23 protein-coding genes and 2 pseudogenes are annotated in these 20,033 nt (G+C 56.4%); 11 read left to right on the forward strand and 14 right to left on the reverse strand.

The annotated features are described in order from the left end of the window. Positions 1–152: 152 nt before the first annotated feature. Together BLT00_RS00005 and BLT00_RS00010 are read right to left on the reverse strand one after the other, a co-directional pair. Positions 153–1,511 carry a heavy metal sensor histidine kinase gene (locus BLT00_RS00005; protein ID WP_092145346.1) on the reverse strand — a complete coding sequence of 453 codons (1,359 nt, stop codon included), beginning with the start codon at positions 1,509–1,511 and terminating at the stop codon, positions 153–155. Further along, on the reverse strand, positions 1,508–2,188 hold the full coding sequence (locus BLT00_RS00010; protein ID WP_063322168.1) for a heavy metal response regulator transcription factor: 681 nt from the start codon (positions 2,186–2,188) through the stop codon (positions 1,508–1,510). Before BLT00_RS00010 ends, BLT00_RS00005 begins: the two co-directional genes overlap by 4 nt. A 157-nt stretch (positions 2,189–2,345) precedes the next feature. On the opposite strand from BLT00_RS00010, the gene BLT00_RS00015 reads away from it, so the two are divergent. Beyond that, positions 2,346–2,891 carry a copper-resistant cuproprotein CopI gene (locus BLT00_RS00015; protein WP_092145348.1) on the forward strand — a complete coding sequence of 182 codons (546 nt, stop codon included), beginning with the start codon at positions 2,346–2,348 and terminating at the stop codon, positions 2,889–2,891. Between the two features lie 61 nt (positions 2,892–2,952). Continuing rightward, the gene (queF, locus tag BLT00_RS00020) at positions 2,953–3,783 is read left to right on the forward strand and encodes an NADPH-dependent 7-cyano-7-deazaguanine reductase QueF (protein WP_013692631.1); all 831 of its coding nucleotides are present in this window, start codon (positions 2,953–2,955) and stop codon (positions 3,781–3,783) included. Between the two features lie 90 nt (positions 3,784–3,873). Here the strand turns inward: queF and BLT00_RS00025 are convergent, their stop codons facing one another. Together BLT00_RS00025 and BLT00_RS00030 are read right to left on the reverse strand one after the other, a co-directional pair. Then, entirely contained in the window at positions 3,874–4,137 is a 264-nt protein-coding gene (locus tag BLT00_RS00025; RefSeq protein ID WP_018609983.1) for a DUF4404 family protein, read from the reverse strand. Between the two features lie 109 nt (positions 4,138–4,246). After that, on the reverse strand, positions 4,247–4,867 hold the full coding sequence (locus tag BLT00_RS00030) for an HAD superfamily inactivated hydrolase PcrP (protein ID WP_063322164.1): 621 nt from the start codon (positions 4,865–4,867) through the stop codon (positions 4,247–4,249). A 251-nt stretch (positions 4,868–5,118) separates the two neighbouring features. On the opposite strand from BLT00_RS00030, the gene BLT00_RS00035 reads away from it, so the two are divergent. The 3 genes from BLT00_RS00035 to rssC all read left to right on the forward strand — a co-directional run bounded on the left by BLT00_RS00035 (position 5,119) and on the right by rssC (position 7,768). After that, positions 5,119–5,760, forward strand: coding sequence for an MlaA family lipoprotein (locus BLT00_RS00035; RefSeq protein WP_371856949.1), 642 nt, complete (start codon positions 5,119–5,121; stop codon positions 5,758–5,760). Positions 5,761–6,104: 344 nt separating this feature from the next. Next, positions 6,105–7,286 carry a two-component system response regulator RssB gene (gene rssB, locus BLT00_RS00040; protein WP_053120765.1) on the forward strand — a complete coding sequence of 394 codons (1,182 nt, stop codon included), beginning with the start codon at positions 6,105–6,107 and terminating at the stop codon, positions 7,284–7,286. After that, a complete protein-coding gene (gene rssC / locus BLT00_RS00045) occupies positions 7,286–7,768 on the forward strand; it encodes an anti-sigma factor antagonist RssC (RefSeq protein WP_028237685.1) in 483 nt (160 codons plus the stop codon). Before rssB ends, rssC begins: the two co-directional genes overlap by 1 nt. 196 nt (positions 7,769–7,964) lie before the next feature. On the opposite strand, the gene tal is transcribed toward rssC, so the two are convergent. Then, entirely contained in the window at positions 7,965–8,891 is a 927-nt protein-coding gene (gene tal, locus BLT00_RS00050; RefSeq protein WP_003199698.1) for a transaldolase, read from the reverse strand. Positions 8,892–9,069: 178 nt separating this feature from the next. Then, positions 9,070–10,080, reverse strand: coding sequence for a tRNA dihydrouridine(20/20a) synthase DusA (dusA, locus tag BLT00_RS00055; protein WP_092145703.1), 1,011 nt, complete (start codon positions 10,078–10,080; stop codon positions 9,070–9,072). A 104-nt stretch (positions 10,081–10,184) separates the two neighbouring features. Here dusA and BLT00_RS00060 point away from each other — a divergent pair. Both BLT00_RS00060 and BLT00_RS30620 read left to right on the forward strand, forming a co-directional pair. Then, positions 10,185–11,300 (forward strand): annotated as a pseudogene (locus BLT00_RS00060) (tyrosine-type recombinase/integrase). A 289-nt stretch (positions 11,301–11,589) separates the two neighbouring features. Continuing rightward, positions 11,590–13,119: a BON domain-containing protein gene (locus tag BLT00_RS30620; RefSeq protein ID WP_158265813.1), complete on the forward strand. Its 1,530-nt coding sequence runs from the start codon at positions 11,590–11,592 to the stop codon at positions 13,117–13,119. Positions 13,120–13,200: 81 nt separating this feature from the next. On the opposite strand, the pseudogene BLT00_RS00065 reads toward BLT00_RS30620, so the two are convergent. The 5 genes and pseudogenes from BLT00_RS00065 to BLT00_RS30630 all read right to left on the reverse strand — a co-directional run bounded on the left by BLT00_RS00065 (position 13,201) and on the right by BLT00_RS30630 (position 15,503). Beyond that, positions 13,201–13,474 (reverse strand): annotated as a pseudogene (locus BLT00_RS00065) (pyocin activator PrtN family protein). Then, positions 13,471–13,935: a hypothetical protein gene (locus tag BLT00_RS00070; protein WP_092145352.1), complete on the reverse strand. Its 465-nt coding sequence runs from the start codon at positions 13,933–13,935 to the stop codon at positions 13,471–13,473. Before BLT00_RS00070 ends, BLT00_RS00065 begins: the two are co-directional and overlap by 4 nt. A gap of 333 nt (positions 13,936–14,268) precedes the next feature. After that, positions 14,269–14,553, reverse strand: a complete 285-nt coding sequence (locus tag BLT00_RS00075) for a type II toxin-antitoxin system RelE/ParE family toxin (protein WP_092145355.1) — start codon at positions 14,551–14,553, stop codon at positions 14,269–14,271. Beyond that, positions 14,543–14,785, reverse strand: coding sequence for a CopG family ribbon-helix-helix protein (locus BLT00_RS00080; protein WP_092145358.1), 243 nt, complete (start codon positions 14,783–14,785; stop codon positions 14,543–14,545). Before BLT00_RS00080 ends, BLT00_RS00075 begins: the two co-directional genes overlap by 11 nt. 277 nt (positions 14,786–15,062) lie before the next feature. Next, positions 15,063–15,503 (reverse strand): hypothetical protein, encoded by a 441-nt coding sequence (locus tag BLT00_RS30630; RefSeq protein ID WP_139197630.1) that lies wholly within the window; start codon positions 15,501–15,503, stop codon positions 15,063–15,065. 428 nt (positions 15,504–15,931) lie between these two features. Between BLT00_RS30630 and BLT00_RS00085 the strand changes: the two genes are divergently transcribed. Continuing rightward, positions 15,932–16,243, forward strand: a complete 312-nt coding sequence (locus tag BLT00_RS00085) for a hypothetical protein (RefSeq protein WP_092145360.1) — start codon at positions 15,932–15,934, stop codon at positions 16,241–16,243. Between the two features lie 241 nt (positions 16,244–16,484). Continuing rightward, positions 16,485–16,841, forward strand: coding sequence for a hypothetical protein (locus tag BLT00_RS31735; RefSeq protein WP_158265812.1), 357 nt, complete (start codon positions 16,485–16,487; stop codon positions 16,839–16,841). Between the two features lie 13 nt (positions 16,842–16,854). Here BLT00_RS31735 and BLT00_RS00095 read toward each other — a convergent pair whose 3' ends face one another. The 3 genes from BLT00_RS00095 to BLT00_RS00105 all read right to left on the reverse strand — a co-directional run bounded on the left by BLT00_RS00095 (position 16,855) and on the right by BLT00_RS00105 (position 18,439). Then, positions 16,855–17,577: a metallophosphoesterase gene (locus BLT00_RS00095; protein WP_092145364.1), complete on the reverse strand. Its 723-nt coding sequence runs from the start codon at positions 17,575–17,577 to the stop codon at positions 16,855–16,857. 92 nt (positions 17,578–17,669) lie between these two features. After that, the gene (locus BLT00_RS00100; protein WP_092145366.1) at positions 17,670–18,269 is read right to left on the reverse strand and encodes a putative adenosine monophosphate-protein transferase Fic; all 600 of its coding nucleotides are present in this window, start codon (positions 18,267–18,269) and stop codon (positions 17,670–17,672) included. After that, positions 18,269–18,439 carry a YhfG family protein gene (locus BLT00_RS00105; protein WP_003199786.1) on the reverse strand — a complete coding sequence of 57 codons (171 nt, stop codon included), beginning with the start codon at positions 18,437–18,439 and terminating at the stop codon, positions 18,269–18,271. The genes BLT00_RS00100 and BLT00_RS00105 overlap by 1 nt, the downstream gene beginning before the upstream one ends. A 446-nt stretch (positions 18,440–18,885) precedes the next feature. Between BLT00_RS00105 and BLT00_RS00110 the strand changes: the two genes are divergently transcribed. Continuing rightward, the gene (locus BLT00_RS00110; protein WP_092145368.1) at positions 18,886–19,173 is read left to right on the forward strand and encodes a metal-sensing transcriptional repressor; all 288 of its coding nucleotides are present in this window, start codon (positions 18,886–18,888) and stop codon (positions 19,171–19,173) included. Between the two features lie 7 nt (positions 19,174–19,180). After that, positions 19,181–20,029 carry a nickel/cobalt efflux protein RcnA gene (locus BLT00_RS00115; RefSeq protein ID WP_092145369.1) on the forward strand — a complete coding sequence of 283 codons (849 nt, stop codon included), beginning with the start codon at positions 19,181–19,183 and terminating at the stop codon, positions 20,027–20,029. Positions 20,030–20,033: the final 4 nt, after the last annotated feature.

The raw sequence follows: 20,033 nt of genomic DNA on the forward strand, positions 1-20,033 counted from the left end.
CGGGATGCTTTTGTGGCGAGGGAGCTTGCTCCCGCTGGGCTGCGCAGCAGCCCCAAAGCGGCGGCTTATGCAAAATGATGTGCGGGCTTTCAGATTTTTGGGAGCGCTTCGCACTCCCGCGGGAGCAAGCTCCCTCGCCACAGGGTTTTGTGTCAGGGCTGGCTGGCCTTCGGTAGCTCAATCAGGAACCGCGTCCAGCCATCGGTCGATTCACAGCGGATCTGCCCGCCATGGGCGCGGATAATTGAGCGGGTGATGGCCAGTCCGAGCCCCGCGTGTTCGCTGCTGCCCTCCTGGCGAGCCGGGTCGGCGCGGTAGAAGCGGTCGAACAGGCGCGGCAGCAAGTCCGCTGCAATTCCTTCGCCACTGTTCTCCACACTGACGCTCATCCCTTGAGTCGCATCGACAATCTGCACCCGCACTTCGCCGTCAGCGGGGGTGAAGCGCAGGGCGTTGTCCAGCAGGTTGGAGAGCGCCCGGCGCAACATGTTGCGGTCACCCTCTATGCGGCCATCGCCCTCGCGGCTCAGGCGGACGTTGGTGTCTTCGGCCAGCGGCGCGAAGAAGTCCAGCAGCACGTCCACTTCCTCGGCCAATTGCAGCGGTTCGCGATTGAGCGCCAGCAAGCCGTGGTCGGCCTTGGCCAGGTACAGCATGTCGTTGACCAGTTGCGCCATCCATTGCAGTTCTTCGAGATTGCTGTGCAACGCCTCGCGGTAATCCTCCAGGGGGCGTTCGCGGGTGAGGGTGACCTGGGTGTGGGTCAGCAGGTTCGACAGCGGCGTGCGTAATTCATGGGCGATGTCGGCAGAGAACGCTGAGAGCCGCTGAAACGCATCGTCGAGGCGTCCGAGCATGGCGTTGATGCTGTGGGCCAATTCCGCCAGTTCGGCGGGCATTTGCTCTTCGGGCAGCCGGGCGTTGAGTGAGCGGGCCGAGACACTGCCGGCAATGGCGCCCATGCGTCGCAAGGGGCGCAAGGCCCGCCGGGCGGCCCAGGCGCCGAGCAGGGCGGTGGCCAGGGCCGAGAGGCCGACGGTCAGCCAGATCAGGCGCTGCATGCGTTGCAGGAAGTGCTGGTGGTGGGTGATGTCCAGCAACAGGGTCAGTTGCGGCGAATCGGCTCGATTGGGGTGCAAGGGCGCGTTCAACACTCGGTAATCGTTGTCGGCATCGCTGAGGGTCGACAGGCCGGGTTGCTCCGGCAACTGGGCCGGAATCCGGATCGAACTGTCGTACCAGCGCACACCGTCGCTGCCCTTGATGCGCAGCGCCAGGTCGGCCTGACGGCTCAATTCATCTTCCAGGCGGCGCTGGGTCTGCTCGGCGTCAAGGTCTTGCAGGGCCCGGCGCAGACCGATCAGCTTGCCTTCGAGCAGTTGCTGGTCCAGCTCGATGAAGTGCGCCTCGCTGCCGCGGCTGAACAACACCCCGGCAAACAACGACACCACGGCGGTGCAGGCGGCGAACAGCAGGGCCAGGCGACTGCTCAGCGACCACCGGCCCCTCACAGGCTGCGCTCTTCAAGCACATAGCCCATGCCCCGCACGGTATGGATGAGTTTGCTGGGGAAGTCATCGTCAATCTTGATTCGCAGGCGTCGTATCGCGACTTCGATGACGTTGGTGTCGCTGTCGAAATTCATGTCCCAGACCTGGGACGCGATCAGCGATTTGGGCAGCACTTCGCCCTGGCGACGCAGGAGCATCTCCAACAAGGCGAATTCCTTGGCGGTGAGGTCGATGCGTCGGCCGCTGCGTTCGACGCGACGGCGAATCAGGTCCAGGCGCAAGTCGGCCAGTTGCAGGCTGGTTTCCTGTTGCGTCGAACTGCCTCGACGCAACAGGCTGCGCACCCGTGCCAGCAACTCGGAAAAGGCAAAGGGCTTGACCAGGTAATCATCGGCGCCCAGCTCCAGGCCGTGTACGCGATCCTGTATCGCATCCCGCGCGGTGAGAAACAGCACCGGTGTATCCAGCCCGGCGCCACGGACGGCTTGCAGGATCTGCCAGCCATCGCGGCCGGGCAACATCACGTCGAGGATCAGCAGGGCGTATTCACCGCTCAAGGCCAGTTGCTGGCCGGTGATGCCATCGGCCACCAGGTCGGCGTTGAACCCGGCTTCACCCAGGCCTTGGCGCAGGTATTGGCCGGTTTTGGTTTGGTCTTCGACGATCAGCAGTTTCATGGGCAACTCAGGGCATGGTTTTAACGTGGGCGTTATACCGCAGCGGCCAGCGCCGTGGCACAACCTGACAGAGTTGTAATGCAACTGTCAGTCAATTGGCAGCCGCACCGATCTAGAGTCTTGGACAAGTTGAACCTTACCTTGTCGGAGTATGAATATGTTGATGGTAAACCGTCTGATCCTGGCCGCCTCTGCGTGGGTATTGAGTACCTCGTTGTGGGCGTCTCCTGGTGCGCACTTTGATTTCGGCCAGCCCGCACCGGCGGCCAAGGCTAGTCGCACCATCGAGGTGGTGATGGGCGACATGTCGTTCAATCCTGGCACGCTGGATATCAAGGCAGGCGAGACGGTGCGGTTTGTACTCATCAATAAAGGCCGGTTGTTGCACGAATTCAACCTCGGTAACGCCGCGATGCATGCCCAGCACCAGCAGGAAATGCTCAAGATGCAACAGAGCGGCATGTTGACGCCGACCGGGATGAAGCCGGGAATGGACCATGCCTCGATGAATCCGGCCTCGATGAAGCACGGTGGTAAAGACGGCATGATGCGCCACGACGACGCTAACAGCGTGCTGGTTGAGCCGGGTAAGTCCGCCGAGCTGACCTGGGCTTTCGATAAGGCTACCCGGCTGGAATTTGCCTGCAATGTCCCCGGTCATTACCAGGCGGGGATGAAGGGCGACCTGACAGTCAGTCAGTAAGCACTCAAAGGCTGTGGCAAAGGCTGATAGAATCGGCTGATTCTTCAGTCAGGTTTCCGTCATGCATCCCGCAGCCGAACATTCGCCGCTGGGCAAATCCAGCGAATACATCGCCACGTACACGCCGTCACTGCTGTTTCCGATCCCGCGCACGGCGAAATGGGCGGAATTGGGCCTGACGGCCGAGACCTTGCCGTACAAGGGCGTGGATTTCTGGAACTGCTTCGAGCTGTCGTGGCTGCTGCCGTCCGGCAAGCCGGTGGTGGCCATCGGTGAATTCGCGATCCCTGCGGATTCGCCGAATATCATCGAGTCCAAATCCTTCAAGTTGTACCTCAACTCCTTGAACCAGACCCCGTTTGCCGATACCGCGAGCCTGGAAGCGACCCTGCGCCAGGACCTGTCGGCGGCTGCCGGTAAAGCAGTGGGTGTGCGGATCCGCAGCCTCAAGGATGTGGAGCGTGAAGGTATCGTGGCATTGCCCGGTACGTGCATCGACGATTTGGACATCAGCGTCGACTCCTACGCGCACCCGCGCCCGGAACTGCTGCGTTGCGATGCCTCGCGCATCGTCGAGCAAAGCCTGCACAGCCATCTGCTCAAGTCCAACTGCCCGGTGACCAGTCAGCCAGACTGGGGCAGCGTGGCGGTGGAATATCGCGGTGCGGCCCTGGATCCCGCCAGCCTGCTGGCCTACATCGTCAGCTTCCGCCAGCATTCGGATTTCCATGAGCAGTGCGTGGAACGGATCTTTCTCGACCTGCAGCGCTTGCTCAAGCCGGAGAAATTGACGGTGTACGCGCGGTATGTGCGTCGGGGCGGGCTGGATATCAACCCGTATCGCAGTACTGAAGACGTTCAACTGCCGAACCACCGCCTGGTCCGCCAATGAAGCTATAAATGTGGGAGCTTGCTCGCTCCCACAATGGACTGCATTAAAAAGCCCCGCTCTCGATAGCAGGGCTTTTTGCATTTAAAGGGTTCAGATCCCCATATTGCCCAAAGCTTGCACAATGTTGCGCAAGGTCCCGGCAAGGGTGGGGTGTTCCACCTCGAAGCGCTCGACAGCCAGGTTTACATTGTCGGCGAGGTTGTTGTCCGGCGCTTTGGTTTCCAACTCAAGCTCAAGTTCGATCTTTTGCATCAGCGCGTGCAGGTCATCGCGCTCGACTTCGGAAAGTGGTGGATTCTGTTCCAATTGCTCGCGCAGTTTGTTGAGCTGTTCTTGCAATTCGCGGGCAGGCATTGGCGTACTCCCTTTATTGATAGGCACTGCCATGGACCGCGACGCTGGGTCAAAAGTCCATGGCCTGCCTTAAGAGTAATCTACCGTCGCGCTGCCTGCATGATCCCGGTCATGGCTTCTCGCCTTTGAGTCGGCGCAGGCTGATGTCGGCCAGGCACGTGTCGAGTTCACCCAAGTGATCGATCACCGAATGCACGCCCAGGCCAAATAATTGTACGGTGGCCTTGGCGCGCTTGGTTTCCCGTTGCTGTTGGCTCAGTGCCTGCCATTCGATGGGTGCCAGGCCGCATAGCGAACCGCAGGACGCCAATCCGATGGTCCATAAACCGGCGTTGAGCCCTGACTGCAACAACCGGGGTTCGCCACTGACCAACACGCAACCGTCCAGTTGCTGGACGTTCAGCGCCATCAAGGCTTGCCAACAGGCATGAGGCGCCGGCCAAGGATTAATTGTTGCTGGAAGTTGCGGCGGTTTGATCCACGTCGGCAATGAAGCCGCCAGGGCATGACTGGTGGCCGGTGGCAGTTCATCGAGCCAGGCGCAAGGAATTCCCTGGTCCTGCAGGTGATGCAAACTCTCAAGTGCGCCAGGCGTCGGCTGTGCATGCTCGACCGGTGCTGCCCCAGGCTGGCGAATGCGCGCCCCGAAATCCACCAGGCATCCACTCAGGCCAAACAGTACGGCGGTCAGGCTGGGGACGGGGAGGGGCAGGGCTTCGGCGCGGGCCATGGGAACATCCTTGAAATAACCAGCAGCCTAACGGCCCTCCATGACAGTCCCGTGACAGCGAAATGAAGGCAGCAGATGACAGAAGGGTCCTAGAATCAGCTTCTTTTTTTGAATGCTGCCAGTAGGACTTTTCCGCCTTATACTAGCCACCTTACCGCCTGGGCTCGGCGCCCTTGCCTGATTAATCCAAGGAGTTTTCCCCTATGCGCTGGAGCCATCGTCTAGCTCAGCTGTGTTTGTCTGCCAGCGTCATGCTGGTTCCGTTCGCTGCCCAGGCCGCCACGGAAGAAGATCCTTGGGAAAGCATCAACCGTCCGATCTTTACCTTCAACGACACCATTGATACCTACGCGCTCAAGCCACTGGCCCAGGGTTATCAATATGTGACGCCGCAGTTCCTCGAAGACGGCGTCCACAACATGTTCCGCAACATCGGTGACGTGGGCAACCTGGCCAACAACGTGCTGCAGGCCAAGCCGGCCGCTGCCGGGGTCGACACCGCCCGGTTGATCTTCAACACCACCTTCGGCCTGCTGGGTTTCTTTGATGTGGGCACCCAGATGGGCCTGCAGCGCAGCGATGAAGATTTTGGCCAGACCTTGGGCTACTGGGGCCTGGGCAGCGGGCCATATGTAATGCTGCCGCTGCTGGGGCCAAGTACCCTGCGTGACGCGCCGGCCAAGCTGGTCGATGACTACACCGCCCCGTATCGTTATATCGATAACGTCTCAGTGCGTAACTCTATTCGAGGCCTGAACGTCGTCGACACCCGCGCCAGCCTGTTGTCGGCCGAGAAGATGGTGAGCGGCGACAAGTATGTCTTCATCCGCAACGCCTACTTGCAAAACCGCGAATTCAAGGTCAAGGATGGCCAGGTCGAAGACGATTTTTAATTCCGACCTGTAAAACCACGAAGGCGGCCAAAAAGGCCGCCTCTGTGCTTTGGCGTCGTGTTTGAGCGGGTTTGATCCTTCCATTGAGTTACGCTTCGCTCGGTTCTTATAACTCTCTGTACTTTGACAAATAAAGACGGCAAGCGGCTATCTGCCTGAGCTTGAAACGCCCCGCGGATGGGAGTACCGTCTGCGCCTTAGAAGGGCACCTCTGGTGTAGTTGTGTGTAGGGCAATGGCCTGAAACCGGTACGACAGAGAGGCTAGAAAGCGAATCCAGTAGTGCGTGCAAGGCCAGACGGCCCAGCCCGCTACGCCAACCTAATTCTGGCGCCGTTTGCCCACATGCCAAAAACCAGTGCCACGCTGCTGATAATCGATGATGACGAAGTGGTGCGAGCCAGTCTCGCAGCCTACTTGGAAGACAGTGGTTTCAGCGTCCTGCAGGCCAGCAATGGCCAACAGGGTCTTCAGGTATTCGAGCAAGACAAGCCCGACCTGGTCATCTGCGACCTGCGCATGCCGCAGATGGGCGGACTCGAACTCATTCGCCAGGTCACCGAGATTTCCTCGCAGACCCCGGTGATCGTGGTTTCGGGCGCAGGCGTGATGAACGACGCGGTCGAGGCGTTGCGCCTGGGCGCGGCGGATTACCTGATCAAGCCCCTTGAAGACCTTGCGGTGCTCGAGCACTCGGTGCGCCGGGCCTTGGACCGCTCGCGCCTGTTGGTGGAAAACCAGCGCTACCGCGAGAAGCTGGAAACCGCCAACCGTGAGCTGGAAGCCAGCCTGAACCTGTTGCAGGAAGACCAGAACGCTGGGCGCCAGGTGCAGATGAACATGCTGCCGGTCAGCCCCTGGACCGTCGACGATTTCCGTTTTGCCCACCAGATCATCCCGTCGTTGTACCTGTCGGGTGATTTCGTGGACTATTTTCGGGTCGACGAGCGGCGTGTAGCGTTCTATCTGGCGGACGTTTCCGGCCATGGTGCTTCTTCGGCATTCGTCACGGTGCTGTTGAAGTTCATGACCACGCGCCTGTTGTTTGAGTCCAAGCGTAATGGCACTCTGCCAGAATTCAAGCCTTCTGAGGTCCTTGGGCATATCAACCGAGGCCTGATCAGTTGTAAGCTGGGCAAACACGTCACAATGGTCGGTGGAGTCATCGACGAGGAGACTGGTTTGTTGACCTATAGCATCGGCGGCCACCTGCCTTTGCCTGTGTTGTATACACCAGACAGTGTGCGTTACCTGGAAGGGCGTGGTTTGCCGGTGGGCCTGTTCAACGAGGCCACCTACGAAGACCACGTACTGGAATTGCCGCCGACATTCAGCCTGACGCTGATGTCTGATGGCATTTTGGACCTTTTGACAGAACCTACACTCAAAGAGAAAGAAGCGGCCTTGCCTGAACGGGTGAGTGCGGCGGGCGGCAGCCTGGAAGGCTTGCGTCAAGTGTTTGGATTAGCCACGCTCGGGGAGATGCCGGATGATATCGCCCTGTTAGTGTTGAGCAGGAACCTTTGATGAGTACCGGTAGAATCCAGTTCGCCGAGCAGGACGGCACCTTTGTCCTGAAGTTTGTCGGTGAAGTGCGCCTGACTCTGTGTTCGGCGCTGGATGCGACTATTGAGCGGATCTTCACTTCGTTGAATTTCAACGCCATCGTGATCGACCTGACCGAAACCCGCAGCATCGACAGCACCACATTGGGCCTGCTGGCCAAACTGTCGATCCTGTCGCGGCAGAAGGTCGGCCTGCTGCCGACTGTCGTCACCACCCACAACGACATTACCCGTCTACTGCAATCGATGGGCTTCGACCAGGTGTTCAACATCGTGGGCGACCCTGTGCCGTGCCCGGAATGCCTGGACGACCTGCCTGACCAGGACCAGTCCGAAGAAGAAGTGCGGATCAAGGTGCTCGAAGCCCACAAGATCCTGATGGGGCTCAACGATTCCAATCGTGAAGCCTTCCATGACCTGGTGAATGCGCTGGAAGGGCCTTGACCCCTGGGTTTTGCTTAGGCTGACCGGCCTCATCGTTGGAACGCCGCCCGGAGCAAGCTCGCTCCCACATTGGAGTGCAGTCACCTGGCTTGCTCGCGATAGCGTTTAACGATCCGCCATTCCCCTCAGGCCAAGCCACATAAAAAAGGGCGAACCCACCAAGGTTCGCCCTTTTTGCATGCCTTTGTGAATCAGCTCAAAGCTTGGCTTGCAGCAACGCCTCCAGCTTCTCCTGGTCCCGGGCAAACTGACGAATACCTTCTGCCAGTTTCTCGGTCGCCATGGCGTCCTCGTTGGACAACCAGCGGAACTGCGCTTCATTGAGGATCAAGCGCGCTTCCCCGGCTTGCCCTGGCGCCAGCTTGCGCTCCAGCTTGCCTTCGTCGGCGGCGAGTTTTTCCAGCAGGTCCGGGCTGACGGTCAGCCGGTCGCAGCCGGCCAGTTGCTCGATCTGGTTGAGGTTGCGGAAGCTCGCGCCCATGACCACGGTCTTGTAGTCATTGGCCTTGTAGTAGTTGTAGATGCGCGTCACCGACTGCACGCCTGGATCATCAGCGCCGGTGTAGTCGTTGCCATTGGCTTTCTTGTACCAGTCGTAGATACGGCCCACGAACGGCGAAATCAGGAACACCCCGGCATCGGCGCAGGCGGCGGCCTGGGCGAAGGAGAACAACAGGGTCAGGTTGCACTGGATGCCTTCACGCTCCAGCTGCTCGGCGGCGCGAATACCTTCCCAGGTGGAAGCGATCTTGATCAGCACGCGCTCGCGGCCAATACCGGCCTTTTCGTACAGATCGATCAGGCGATGCGCACGCTTCAACATGGCCTCGGTGTCGAACGACAGGCGCGCGTCCACTTCAGTGGAAATACGCCCCGGGATCACTTTCAGGATTTCTTGCCCAACCGCCACGGCAAAACGGTCGCTGGCCAGGCCCACATCGCCCTTGCAGTCCGCCACGCAGGCGTTCAGTTGCTCGGCGTAGCCTTGAATGGCCGACGCCTTGAGCAGCAGGGAAGGGTTGGTGGTAGCGTCCACGGGCTTGACGCGGGCGATGGCCTCGAAGTCGCCGGTATCGGCCACGACGGTGGTGAACTGTTTGAGTTGTTCCAGCTTGGAAGTCATGAGCGTGCTCTGTCCTATGGGTCCGTTGACATTACCCGAGGGCTGGCAGCCACTCAAGGGCGTGAAGGGGTATCGACGGGCCCCAGCGGCAACAACCTGAAAACGGCTGTTTGAAAGGCCGGGGCGGTATCGGTAGATACGATGCCAAAACAGCGCGCAGGTTCAAAGCAAGTGACGGTTAACGCCCTTCCAGCAGTTGCCGCGCCTGGTCGAGCAACGCCAGCGGATCCTTGGTCTTGTGGATGTCCACCGACAACAACTGCCGAAACCGCCGCGCCCCTGGAAAACCGGTACCCAGCCCGAGCACATGACGGGTGATGTGATGCATTGCGCCACCGGCGGCCAAATGATCGGCGATATAAGGCCGCAACTGCGCCAGCGCCTCGGCCCGGCTGATGATCGGCGCGGTGCTGCCGAACAGCTGTTGATCCACCTCTGCCAGTAGGTACGGGTTGTGATACGCCTCGCGCCCCAGCATCACACCGTCAAACGTCTGCAAATGCTCGTGGCAGGCCTCCAGCGTCTTGATCCCACCATTGAGCACAATCTCCAACTCCGGAAAATCCGCCTTCAACCGCGCGGCCACGTCATAACGCAGCGGCGGGATGTCGCGATTCTCCTTCGGCGACAGCCCCTCCAGAATCGCAATCCGCGCATGCACGGTGAAACTCGTGCACCCGGCCTCGCGCACCGTCCCGACAAACTCACACAACTGCTCGTAACTGTCCCGCCCATTGATCCCGATGCGATGCTTGACCGTCACCGGAATTGATACCGCATCGCGCATGGCTTTCACACAGTCAGCCACCAAATCCGGATGCCCCATCAGGCACGCGCCGATCATATTGTTCTGCACCCGATCGCTGGGGCAGCCGACGTTAAGGTTCACCTCGTCGTAACCGTGCTCCTGGGCCATACGGGCGCAGGCAGCCAGGTCGGCCGGGACGCTGCCGCCCAGTTGCAGGGCCAGGGGGTGTTCGGATGGGTGATGGCGCAGGAAGCGTTCGTGGTCGCCGTTGAGCAAGGCGCCGGTGGTGACCATTTCGGTGTAGAGCAGGGCGTGTTTGGAGAGGATGCGTAGGAAGAAACGGCAGTGGGCGTCGGTCCAATCCATCATGGGTGCAACACTGAAGCGGCGGGACAGCGTAGGGACTGTGTTTCCTAGGCTGGAATGGGTGTTTAGTAGCATTTTGCTCTGCATATTTTTAGCGTGTTTTGGGGCGTTTTCGGGCGTTTTTTTGACTCTCGGTGATACGACGTACCACTTCAAAACTGACACGTACCACTTTCGATATGGCGACTATCAGGGCAAGAAAACTGGCGGATGGGCACTGTGAGCTGTACGGCTCAGATCCGCATCAAGCGCGATGGAGTGCAAGTCTACCAAGAGAGCCAAACGTTCGCTCGAAAACAGGCGGCGCAGGCTTGGGTGCGCCGACATGAGGTAGACCTCGATCAACCAGGTGCGATTGAGCGAGCGAATTGGAAACGTATTACTGTCCAGGACATGATCAAACAGTACCTGAATTAGATGGAGAAAGTTCGCCCCTTGGGTAAAACCAAGGAAGCCACCCTCAAAGCCATTGCTGCGTCGGACTTCGGTCAGACCGTTGACTCCGACATCAATAGTCAGCGGTTGGTGGACTTTGCGCTATGGCGTATGAGCAAGGAGGGCGGTGGCGTTCAACCGCAGACTGCTGGCAATGACCTGGCCCATCTTGGGGCTGTTCTGTCGATTGCTCGACCTGCATGGGGATATGCGGTCGATCAGCATGCAATGACGGATGCTCGAAAAGTGTTGAGGAAGCTGGGCTACAACATGAAAAGCCGTGAGCGTGGCCGGCGGCCAATCAAGGATGAACTGGATAAGTTACTTAAGCACTTTGTTGGTATTTTGGAACGCCGTCCCAGCTCAATCAACATGCTGAAGGTGACTGGTTTCGCGTTGTTCTCAACGCGTCGGCAGGACGAGATCTGTCGCATTCTTTGGGCTGATGTCGACGAGGAAGGTCAGCGCGTGCTTGTACGGGACATGAAAAACCCGGGGCAGAAGATTGGGAATAATGTTTGGTGTTACGTCCCTGACGAGGCCTGGAACATACTGCAACGCATGCCAAAAGAACGTGCTGAAATTTCCCGTACAACTCTTCGTCAATCTCCACGGCTTGGGCAAAGGCCTGCAAGTTCCTTATGATTGAGGAGCTGCACTTTCACGATCTGAGACACGATGGCGTTAGTCGGCTATTTGAGATGGACTGGGAAATCCCCAGGGTTGCCAGCGTCTCTGGACATAGAGACTGGAACTCCCTGAGACGTTATACCCACCTCCGCGGAAGCCGTGAGCCATATCAAAATTGGGAGTGGTTGAGGGTGATTGTGCGAGCGACTGTGAGTCTTGGAGCTAATTAATTATTGTACTCGATGTTTCATAAATGTTACAGATGAGCTTGTTCCTATTACCTTTTGAAAGGTGCTCTGTGGGGCGCTAAAGTTTTTTGAAAGCTTCATAAGCTTGTCCTGAGTGTGCTGTTAAGCATTTCATGTCGCGTTAGCTAGACGGTTTTGAAAAACCCGACTACTGTGCAGTGTGTGCGAATTTTTCGTAGTTTATGACTGGCTTGTGCCTATCTAATGCGGGGTGGTCATGTATAGATGTGTTCATTTTGTCGCGTTGTTTGCATCGTTGGTCTTTCCGACGATGACTTATTCTAGTTACATGCAAAGTAACAAAGATAAAGCGCTGGAAGGAAAGGTGCATGCGGTACTTAGAGGTCTTCCGATCGCTCGTTCAAGTTTCGATGTGGGTGTTCATCGAGATGAGGTGTTGCTTGTTGGAATGATTGAATCTCCCGCGTTAGAGAAAACCGTGGTGAATGCGGTTTCTGCCGTTCCCGGCGTATTACGGGTTCATAATGAACTGAAGTCAGCGCCCCGTAGTGATAAATCCTACGATTTAACAATGGCAAAGCAGTTAGATGTTGTTGTAGAAAATTCTGGTATCGCCGGCCCCCAACGTATTGCTGCTTACGTAATCGAGGGAGGGTTATATTTGATGGGGCCAGTTACCGAGGCGGAAGGAAATAAAGTCGTGAAGGCTGTTGTGGCTTGGTCCTCTTCTCATCCTGAACTTAAGAAGGTATCTAAGCTTTTTGTGTATTGGAAAGAAGTTCCTGGGTTGGTAAGTATGAAGGGATGTCAAATCTACATTATGGATAGTGCAGTGGGGAAAAGTGAAAAAGTGTCTTGGGATGGACGTTGTGTTAAAGGCATTGCTGAGGGGCAAGGAGTAGTTACCCTTGTAAAAGGGGGTGAGAATATAAAAGGGGAAGGAGTGTTTGAACATGGTTCTTTGGTAATGGGTACTCTTAAGTATCAAAGAGGTTCCGAGTCATTTGTTTATAATGGTGGGGTATTCAATCTGCTGCCTCAAGGCCCCGGTACAGCGAAGATAGAGAGCACAGATGTGAGTGCAGAAGTGGTTGGTACATTCGATGAGGGAGAGATCACAAATTGGACAACCACAACGAATCTTAAAACCGGGGAGGTCCGTCGTTTTGGGGAGAGTCGAGCTGTTGTGGCTACGACCGAGCCTGATTCAGGCTCTGATGATGAGTCATCCGGGATTGGCAACATCATAGGCGGTATACTACAAGGGGCTGGGCAGGCAATGCAATCGATGGGCGGGACACAGTATGGTAGAGGAGTGCTTATTGAAGGAATTGGTGGTGCAGTTGCCGGTGATGAAGCTGTCGCCAATCGATCTATGGAATCTCTCAATTCGGGTCGTGCTACGGCGACATATGGTCGGGGTTTAGTTTCTGCAGAGTCAAAAAAAGGGAATTGTCGATACACGCCATCAGGTTCGATTCGTGGTTGTGTAGTACCAAATTTGAATCATTGTATTAAGGCCCAGCCAGGTCGAGATGGGCAAGCAATACGAATTAATGGGTGTTCGCAATCTATTAGCTTGTTCGTATGTAGTTCTGGTCAAGGCCAGCGTTCGGCTAATGCGGTTTCGCCACTTTGTTCAACATTGGTGAATCCTTCCAACAGCAAGTCTATTGCGGAACCTTTGAATTACTCCATTGAACCAGGTCAAAGTATTCCTATTTCTGCAACGTCAGTAACTTGGGCATGTCCTTTCGGATACACAGATGTTTTGGGGTGGGATGGCAGAACGCTTCAGACGGTCTGCTACGAAGCGGGGCTTCAAACGGATAGTCGCTGATTGTTAATCCCTATTACGAATCGGGTTCGATTTAGTAGGAAGCGGGCGCCCTCACATTGGGCGCCAATGATCAACATTGAGTTAACTGGTTCGGCGGCATCCGTTGAGCTGGTTGAATTCTTTCACCGCGGCTTCCCGTTGCAAATCTAGGTAAGTCGCCAGATCAGTAATGTGGATACTTTTGCGCTTTTTTGGCTCGACTCCATCCGCGTGATTGGGATTTTGATCTGTCCAGCCATGACTTGTGCTGGAACATATCGGTGGTTAGGTGCGTAACGTGGTCCTTGCAAACCATGTCCCGTGGGATGATCGCCTGGCCGCTGTACTGAGCCATCAGGATGAAACCAGTGTTCATTTTTCCTCCCGGGCTGCGGGTTGATCCTGTTGTTTCTCTGCTGAGTTCGGCCATTCCAGTGTTGCCTGCTTCCACGCCCGACGCATCCATGCTGCGAAACCCGCTTTATAGGCATAATGCTCGCGGGCGAACGTGTCAGATGTGCTTGCTCCTGATGTCCTGATGTATGTCACGCGCTTTCTGCAGTACTGCAGGCCTTCAAGTATTGGAAACTCTTTCTCGAACTCGGCCCGCTCGTCGATATGGACTACGTCAACGGCCAGCCTTGGCGGTCTTTCAAGAATGCATTCAGGGTGCGTATACCCGACAGCAGGCTGCGCGGGCGGGCGATTCTGAGCGATTAGCGTTGCATTGGGTGTGTCTGCCTCGCGCAGTTTTTCGTGGGGTATAAGCGCCTCAGTGGTGTTGCTGGAAGGAGCAACTGTGCGGTCATCGACTCCATCAGCAGCATGGGTTTGCAATTCCCAGGATCGGCCGGGCCGGGCGAGCTCATCTGGGCTTACGGGTGATTGCCTATTTTAAGAGGGCATTCCGCGTCGGCGCGATCCGTTGCGGACCTGCGAGTAAATTGCAGGTTGCTTAGAAATTGCTACAAAGCGAGGAAGTTTCAACGAAACAGCCAGTCTGGCTGGGTCTTAGGGGAGAGCTATGCCCAATCCATCATCGGGGCGACGGAGAAGCGGCGGGAGAGTGGTGCAGTTTGTAGGGGCATTGGGAATCTGAATCAGCGAGGCGGATGGCACAGTTTATCAGGGAAGGGCAGGAGGTGTTGGGAGAGCAATATTGCGCCGGATTCACCAGTTGGTGCGGGGGCGTTGTCGAGTGTGAAATACGCCGAGGATTTGGAGGCGATCACCGTGTACGCGATACGGAATCAGGTAAGACCAGTTTGGGACTGCCCATTCCCGCGTCTGTTTGACTCGTCCTTCTCGACCCATTGCGGGAAACTGAGCCAATTTGTCTACGCTGGCAAAGATCGCTTCGGAGAAGTCGTCAGCAGCCTTGGGGTTTTCAAGTGCAATATAGTTGGCTTCGTCCTCCAGGTTTTTGAGTGCTTTTTCCAGCCACTCAACCTGCATTCTGACTCCAGCGCCGAGCGCGCATTGCTGCGACTTGCTCATCGGTAGCAAATTTGCCTTGGTCAGCTTCCTTTACTGCAAGTTCGATCTGTGTAGTCAGAGCTTTTTCGTGTTCGATGTAGTCGCGAAGAACGTCCATCGCTAGGTAGCTCGCACTTTGGCCGTTGGTCTTGGCCAGATCGGCGAGGGAGTTTGATAGGTCTTCGGGCAGATTCAGGGATATGCCGGACATGGCAGCCTCGATGGTGGTCGTTTTCGGGCATCTTACACCGTTGACCGAGCGCTTGAATCAGCAGGCCGTCGCAAGGTGTATCTCGACGTGAATTGTTCCCCTCGTGCGCTGATCTGAAAAGCCTCACAGACGCCGCCGTCGAAGAAGGGTACATTTCTGCGGGTGAATCTGGTTTGGGCCAGGCCTGTGCAGTGACTACAAATTGTTCGGCTCTTACTCATATGCACGAAGCCTATCAATGCTTCGATGCCCCGCTGTTCATGAACGACAGAATGGACTACTCATTCACCATGCTGATACGGGAGACTTTTCCATCGGCGAAATGAACACGGATACCTGAGCAGGTCGGCGCACTGTTGAAGCAAAGGTAGGTGGCAGTTTTTTCAGTGACCTGACCTTTTTCATTCCTCTGAAACCCAATTTGGGCTCGATTCAAACCATAGGCAGCATAGGCTAAGCATTCTGGATCGCCGATGCGTACGTCCTGCTTCTCCGCTCGCTGTGCTTGTGAGCTGGTGAGGGCGCCTGAAGCAACAAGATTTTGTAATACCGCAGGTTCCTTGAACTTGTTATCCCATCGATAGCGCCCGCAACTGCTATATGCGTCCTCGTTGGTATTTTCAGTCCATCCACTGTCGTATGCACTTGAAGGCTTGCTTACGCATGCTGTGACTTGGGTAAGGAACGCTAAGATCAAAATTTTATTCAGAGTTTTCATGCTTCGTTACTCTCTCATGTGAAAAGAGCGACTACCTTCCATGCGCCAACATGAGGGTGGTCACTGAATCTGCAGTATCGTCCTGCGAGTGGAGCTAAGGTCCATGCTTCGTGTACAAAGCGCGGCGAGCCTAGTGGGCCGCCTCATTCCCTTTTCACTCCTCACGAACTACGCTGAAGCGTATATCGGCGGTGCCGCGTTTTACTTAATGCGACCCCATGCCTCCCCCAGTTGAAGGCTGTCCAGATGCCCTCATTGGCGAAGTGCTTTTCCAAGTTTTGAAGATGTGATGGAGGGCTAGCTTTAGCAGTGACCGGGAGGCAGTAGCTCATCTGATCGAACCTCTTGGTGGGTTCACCGACGGTGTCCTGTCTATGGATTGAGGATAAAGTGGTCGGTGCCGGCAAACCATAAAATAGGAATTCGTTATGATTTTTTCAGATTCACGCATGTACCACACTACCGATGGGGTTGATCGTGAAAAGCTTAATCCCTGTCAGGTGGTGGTACGCGAGGAAGCAATGATCATCGAGTATGTCGACGAGTTTGGTAGCCGTGTGACCTATCACGCTCGACAAGTTGCTGAGGGGCAGTTCGAAATACGGCAAGAGATTGAGGAGGAGGACTATCTCTATACCGCGACACTGCAGCAGGAAGGAAGTGGCTTCTACGATGGTAGGTGGTTCCAGCGCTACGGTAACCAGCAAAAGCGGGGCTCATGGTCTATTGAGCTGGGCTAACAGCGCAGGGAAAGACAATGATCCAAAAGCGTTACCGAATCGATCAATAAAAACTGCCGGCCGACTACCCAACTCACCGACACACGGACGAATTCTGGGAGCAGTTGGGTCGCACCGTTGCCACCTATGGCTTCTTGGAGTAAGTACTGGGCCGAGCTATCTTCGCCCTGATCGCCACACGCAAGTATGCTCAGGATGAGCTGGAGGAAGCGTAAAATGGTTGGGTCAGTATGAGCGGGCCTTGTCCGATCCTCTCGGCGGACTCATCACTGCGTACGACACCGCGTTGCGAAAACACCATGAATTGCCCGTCCATAATCCCGAGCAGTTGATCGGGGACCTGCAATGTGCCGCACAGTTGCGCAACGTGCTGTGCCACGGTTCCTGGCAGGCGCCGGATGGCGAAGGCGGGAATCTGAATCAGCGAGACGGATGGCACAGTTTTTCAGGGAAGGGCAGGACGTGTTGGGAGAGCAATATTGCGCCGACTTCAGTGGGTGCGGGGGCGTTGTCGAGTGTGAAATACGCCGAGAATTTGGAGGCGATCACCGTGTGCGCGATACGGCATCAGACACACACCGAGGATCAAAGCAAATGAGACTGCCCCATTCTCACTGGCCCATGCTTATGCTGATTATGGTTTCGGTTTGGATGTCTACCAAGCTCAATGCACCGTCGGAAAATGCGCAGCCAGTGTCGATATATACGACATTGCCCAAGCGCATAATGCTGGGTACTGTTGAATGACCAACATAGAGTCGGTCTATTCCTTTAATGGGCGTGTGGTCGTTTTGCTCGATTTTTTCTCTGGCATACAGCGCTGTCTTCAAGGCTTGCCGTTGATGTGACTCCCCAGAATTTCCAGTGATAGCGTCTTTGGCTTCCTGCCATCCATCGTCACTTCGGATGACAGGAACTTCGGCATGGACTATTCCAATTGTTTGATCGTTTGCTGATTTGATTTCAATAATCAATGGAAGTGCTTGCAAAGCTTTTAAAAGCTCATGCTGGACGGTTAGTTGTAACTCGTAGAGCCAGGCACCACCGTTTCGGATATGTCGGGGTATGTCACCATGGCCGGAGATGCAGTCAATAAGCATCTGCTCATGATTGCCGCGCACGGCATGGAACCACGGCTTTTCAAGCCAGTTCAATACGTCCATGGAATCGGGGCCGCGGTCGATAAGGTCTCCCACGGAAAAGATGCGATCCAGCTCAGTGTTGAAGTCTAGTTTGTTCAAGGCTGCTGTTAGAAGTTTGAAATGCCCGTGGATGTCGCCCACCACAAAGTCGCGACCTTTTTTGTTGGGTGGGAAAGATCTCGTCCTGTACATTGTCAGTTCTTTAGCAGACGTTAATTGACGGCGACTGTATCACTTGGCGAAATAAACCGTAAGGCGGTGAGCGAGGGAATAACGTTGTACGGTCAAGCTTGAATCGCCTGCCCGATACATTTCTCAAAAACCTGCTCCATAGGCCCCATGACGCCGTTATAAGCCGCAATGTTGGCAAAGATCCACTCGTCCTTCTCAATCCCCCACCAACTGATTTCAAACCCGGCATTCATGATGAGGTGTTCAAACAGGATGCGTTGCGCACGACCGTTGCCTTCGCGGAAGGGGTGTACGACGTTGATGTCGGAATAGGCCTCTGCAACGGCGACGATCAGCTCAGCCCGCTCCATGCCCTCGAACCAGTTGGCCGTCGCCATGTGCATGAAGATCTTGTTGGCTTCCGCTTGCATGTACTGGGGTTGGCAAAAGCGGGTGGCTTGTTTGGACATGCCAACGGTGCGCAGCTCTCCGGCCCATTCGAACAGGTCCGAAAAGAGGATTCGATGAATGTTCTGAAGGTAGGCCAGGCTGTAGGGAGGAGGGCTGAATTCGACGTTGTCCGCTGCGATGGCCGAGAGCTGTTGTTCGGCTTCGCTTAGGGTCGGTTCGTCACGGATATCGAGTTTGTTGCGAAGGACCGTGGAGCCGGGATAGCAATAAGCGTCCTCGCCGACTCCATATTTGTCAGCCATCAGGTTCTGGTCTGGGTGAAGGCCTTCAAGACCTCTTCACGCGTTGGCATTTTGCGTTCGCCGTCCGCGAAGGTCGTTTTAAAACCTTCCAGGCGGAGGCTGGCCGCGTAGTTGGATCTACGCGTCCTGGCGGCATAGGCCTTTTTGGTTTCAAGGCTGACATTGCCCATGGGCTGGACCTCAAATCGCGCTGGTGGGCGGATTATAGCCCATCCCGCAGGCGTGGCCTATGTTGTGGCTCGGGTGAAGGCCGTTGGGCGCTCATTCGTTTCGAGATTTGTCCTTGTCGCCCCTAGCTGCGCAGCCCAATCCATCGCCGGACACCCTCATCGGAAATTTCCCTCAACACGTGTCGCTCCTCGATGACTATCCACCCCATCACCCCGTGCGCTAAGTTTTCTCCGTCGCTGCAGATTCAGCGGAGGGTGTGGAAGCCCTAATGCCTGGGATTTTTTCAATTAATCCTGAGATCGCCCAATGAAAAAAGGTTTGGATGTGATGCCGTCATCGCGAGCAAGCTCGCACAGGTTGATCTGCGTTTCGATGGGTTTGCTTATATCCCCCCTGGGGGGATAGGATGGCGAGCGTAAATTCATCGAAACCCAAGGCTCAAACCATGACTGAGCACGACCACGAACATCCCCACCAAAGCCATGCGGCGATCATCAAGCGTCTCAAGCGCGCGGACGGTCATTTGCGCAGCATTATCACGATGATCGAAGAGGGCCGTGAGTGCGTCGATATCGCCCAGCAGTTGCATGCGGTGGAGAAAGCGGTGTGCCAAGCCAAGCGGACGTTGATCCAGGATCACATCGATCGCTGCCTGGAGGACACCGTTTCGTCGTTGAATAAAGGCGAGCGCGCTCCGCTGGAAGCCTTCAAACAAATCACCAAGTACCTCTAGGCCCGACATGCCCAATTTTGCTGAACTGCTGCAACAGGGGGGCACGCACGCCTGGCTGTATTTCCCCAGCGCTATCTTGCTGGGCGCCTTGCATGGCCTGGAGCCTGGTCATTCGAAAACCATGATGGCGGCGTTTATCGTGGCGATTCGGGGCTCGGTCAAACAGGCAGTGTTGCTAGGCCTGGCGGCGACGCTGTCCCACACCGTCGTGGTGTGGCTGGTCGCCCTCGGCGGCATGTACCTGGGCCAGGGGTTGGACGCTGAAACCACCGAGCCGTATTTCCAACTGGCATCCGCTGCGCTGATCGTTGCCATCGCGCTGTGGATGCTGTGGCGTACCTGGCGTGGCGAGCGGATGTTCAGGTTCGAGCAGGCACATGACCACCATCATCACGATCACGATCACGATCACCACCACCATGAACATGCCCACGGGCATCCCGAACCCAAAGGCCTGGCGCTGTCGCTGGAGGGCTATCAGGATGCCCACGAGCAGGCACATGCCAACGATATCCGTAAGCGCTTCACCAATCGGCAGGTCACCACCGGCCAGATCATCGTGTTCGGCCTGACGGGCGGGCTCATTCCTTGCCCCGCGGCCATTACCGTGCTGCTGCTGTGCTTGCAAGTCAAAGAGGTCGCGCTGGGTGGCCTGCTGGTCCTGTGCTTCAGCATCGGCCTGGCGATTACCCTGGTGACCGTGGGGGCTGCGGCGGCCATTGGTGCACGACAGGCTTCCAATCGCTGGCCTTGGCTGGGCACCGTTGCTCGCCGGGCACCTTACTTGTCCAGTGTATTGATCATCGGCGTCGGTCTCTACGTGGGCATCCACGGCTGGATCGGCTTGAACGCGTAGCCTC

This window comes from Pseudomonas sp. NFACC51 (assembly GCF_900103575.1).
GTDB lineage: Bacteria > Pseudomonadota > Gammaproteobacteria > Pseudomonadales > Pseudomonadaceae > Aquipseudomonas > Aquipseudomonas fluorescens_Q.

What these genes read in the sequence shown, in the direction of transcription:
- BLT00_RS00010 (WP_063322168.1), bottom strand. Translation starts at nt 2,188, where the DNA reads ATGAAACTGCTGATCGTCGAAGACCAAACCAAAACCGGCCAATACCTG.
- BLT00_RS00015 (WP_092145348.1), top strand. Translation starts at nt 2,346, where the DNA reads ATGTTGATGGTAAACCGTCTGATCCTGGCCGCCTCTGCGTGGGTATTG.
- queF (WP_013692631.1), top strand. Translation starts at nt 2,953, where the DNA reads ATGCATCCCGCAGCCGAACATTCGCCGCTGGGCAAATCCAGCGAATAC.
- BLT00_RS00025 (WP_018609983.1), bottom strand. Translation starts at nt 4,137, where the DNA reads ATGCCTGCCCGCGAATTGCAAGAACAGCTCAACAAACTGCGCGAGCAA.
- BLT00_RS00030 (WP_063322164.1), bottom strand. Translation starts at nt 4,867, where the DNA reads ATGGCCCGCGCCGAAGCCCTGCCCCTCCCCGTCCCCAGCCTGACCGCC.
- BLT00_RS00035 (WP_371856949.1), top strand. Translation starts at nt 5,119, where the DNA reads ATGCTGGTTCCGTTCGCTGCCCAGGCCGCCACGGAAGAAGATCCTTGG.
- rssB (WP_053120765.1), top strand. Translation starts at nt 6,105, where the DNA reads ATGCCAAAAACCAGTGCCACGCTGCTGATAATCGATGATGACGAAGTG.
- rssC (WP_028237685.1), top strand. Translation starts at nt 7,286, where the DNA reads ATGAGTACCGGTAGAATCCAGTTCGCCGAGCAGGACGGCACCTTTGTC.
- tal (WP_003199698.1), bottom strand. Translation starts at nt 8,891, where the DNA reads ATGACTTCCAAGCTGGAACAACTCAAACAGTTCACCACCGTCGTGGCC.
- dusA (WP_092145703.1), bottom strand. Translation starts at nt 10,080, where the DNA reads ATGCTACTAAACACCCATTCCAGCCTAGGAAACACAGTCCCTACGCTG.
- BLT00_RS30620 (WP_158265813.1), top strand. Translation starts at nt 11,590, where the DNA reads ATGACTTATTCTAGTTACATGCAAAGTAACAAAGATAAAGCGCTGGAA.
- BLT00_RS00075 (WP_092145355.1), bottom strand. Translation starts at nt 14,553, where the DNA reads ATGCAGGTTGAGTGGCTGGAAAAAGCACTCAAAAACCTGGAGGACGAA.
- BLT00_RS00080 (WP_092145358.1), bottom strand. Translation starts at nt 14,785, where the DNA reads ATGTCCGGCATATCCCTGAATCTGCCCGAAGACCTATCAAACTCCCTC.
- BLT00_RS30630 (WP_139197630.1), bottom strand. Translation starts at nt 15,503, where the DNA reads ATGAAAACTCTGAATAAAATTTTGATCTTAGCGTTCCTTACCCAAGTC.
- BLT00_RS00085 (WP_092145360.1), top strand. Translation starts at nt 15,932, where the DNA reads ATGATTTTTTCAGATTCACGCATGTACCACACTACCGATGGGGTTGAT.
- BLT00_RS00095 (WP_092145364.1), bottom strand. Translation starts at nt 17,577, where the DNA reads ATGTACAGGACGAGATCTTTCCCACCCAACAAAAAAGGTCGCGACTTT.
- BLT00_RS00100 (WP_092145366.1), bottom strand. Translation starts at nt 18,269, where the DNA reads ATGGCTGACAAATATGGAGTCGGCGAGGACGCTTATTGCTATCCCGGC.
- BLT00_RS00105 (WP_003199786.1), bottom strand. Translation starts at nt 18,439, where the DNA reads ATGGGCAATGTCAGCCTTGAAACCAAAAAGGCCTATGCCGCCAGGACG.
- BLT00_RS00110 (WP_092145368.1), top strand. Translation starts at nt 18,886, where the DNA reads ATGACTGAGCACGACCACGAACATCCCCACCAAAGCCATGCGGCGATC.
- BLT00_RS00115 (WP_092145369.1), top strand. Translation starts at nt 19,181, where the DNA reads ATGCCCAATTTTGCTGAACTGCTGCAACAGGGGGGCACGCACGCCTGG.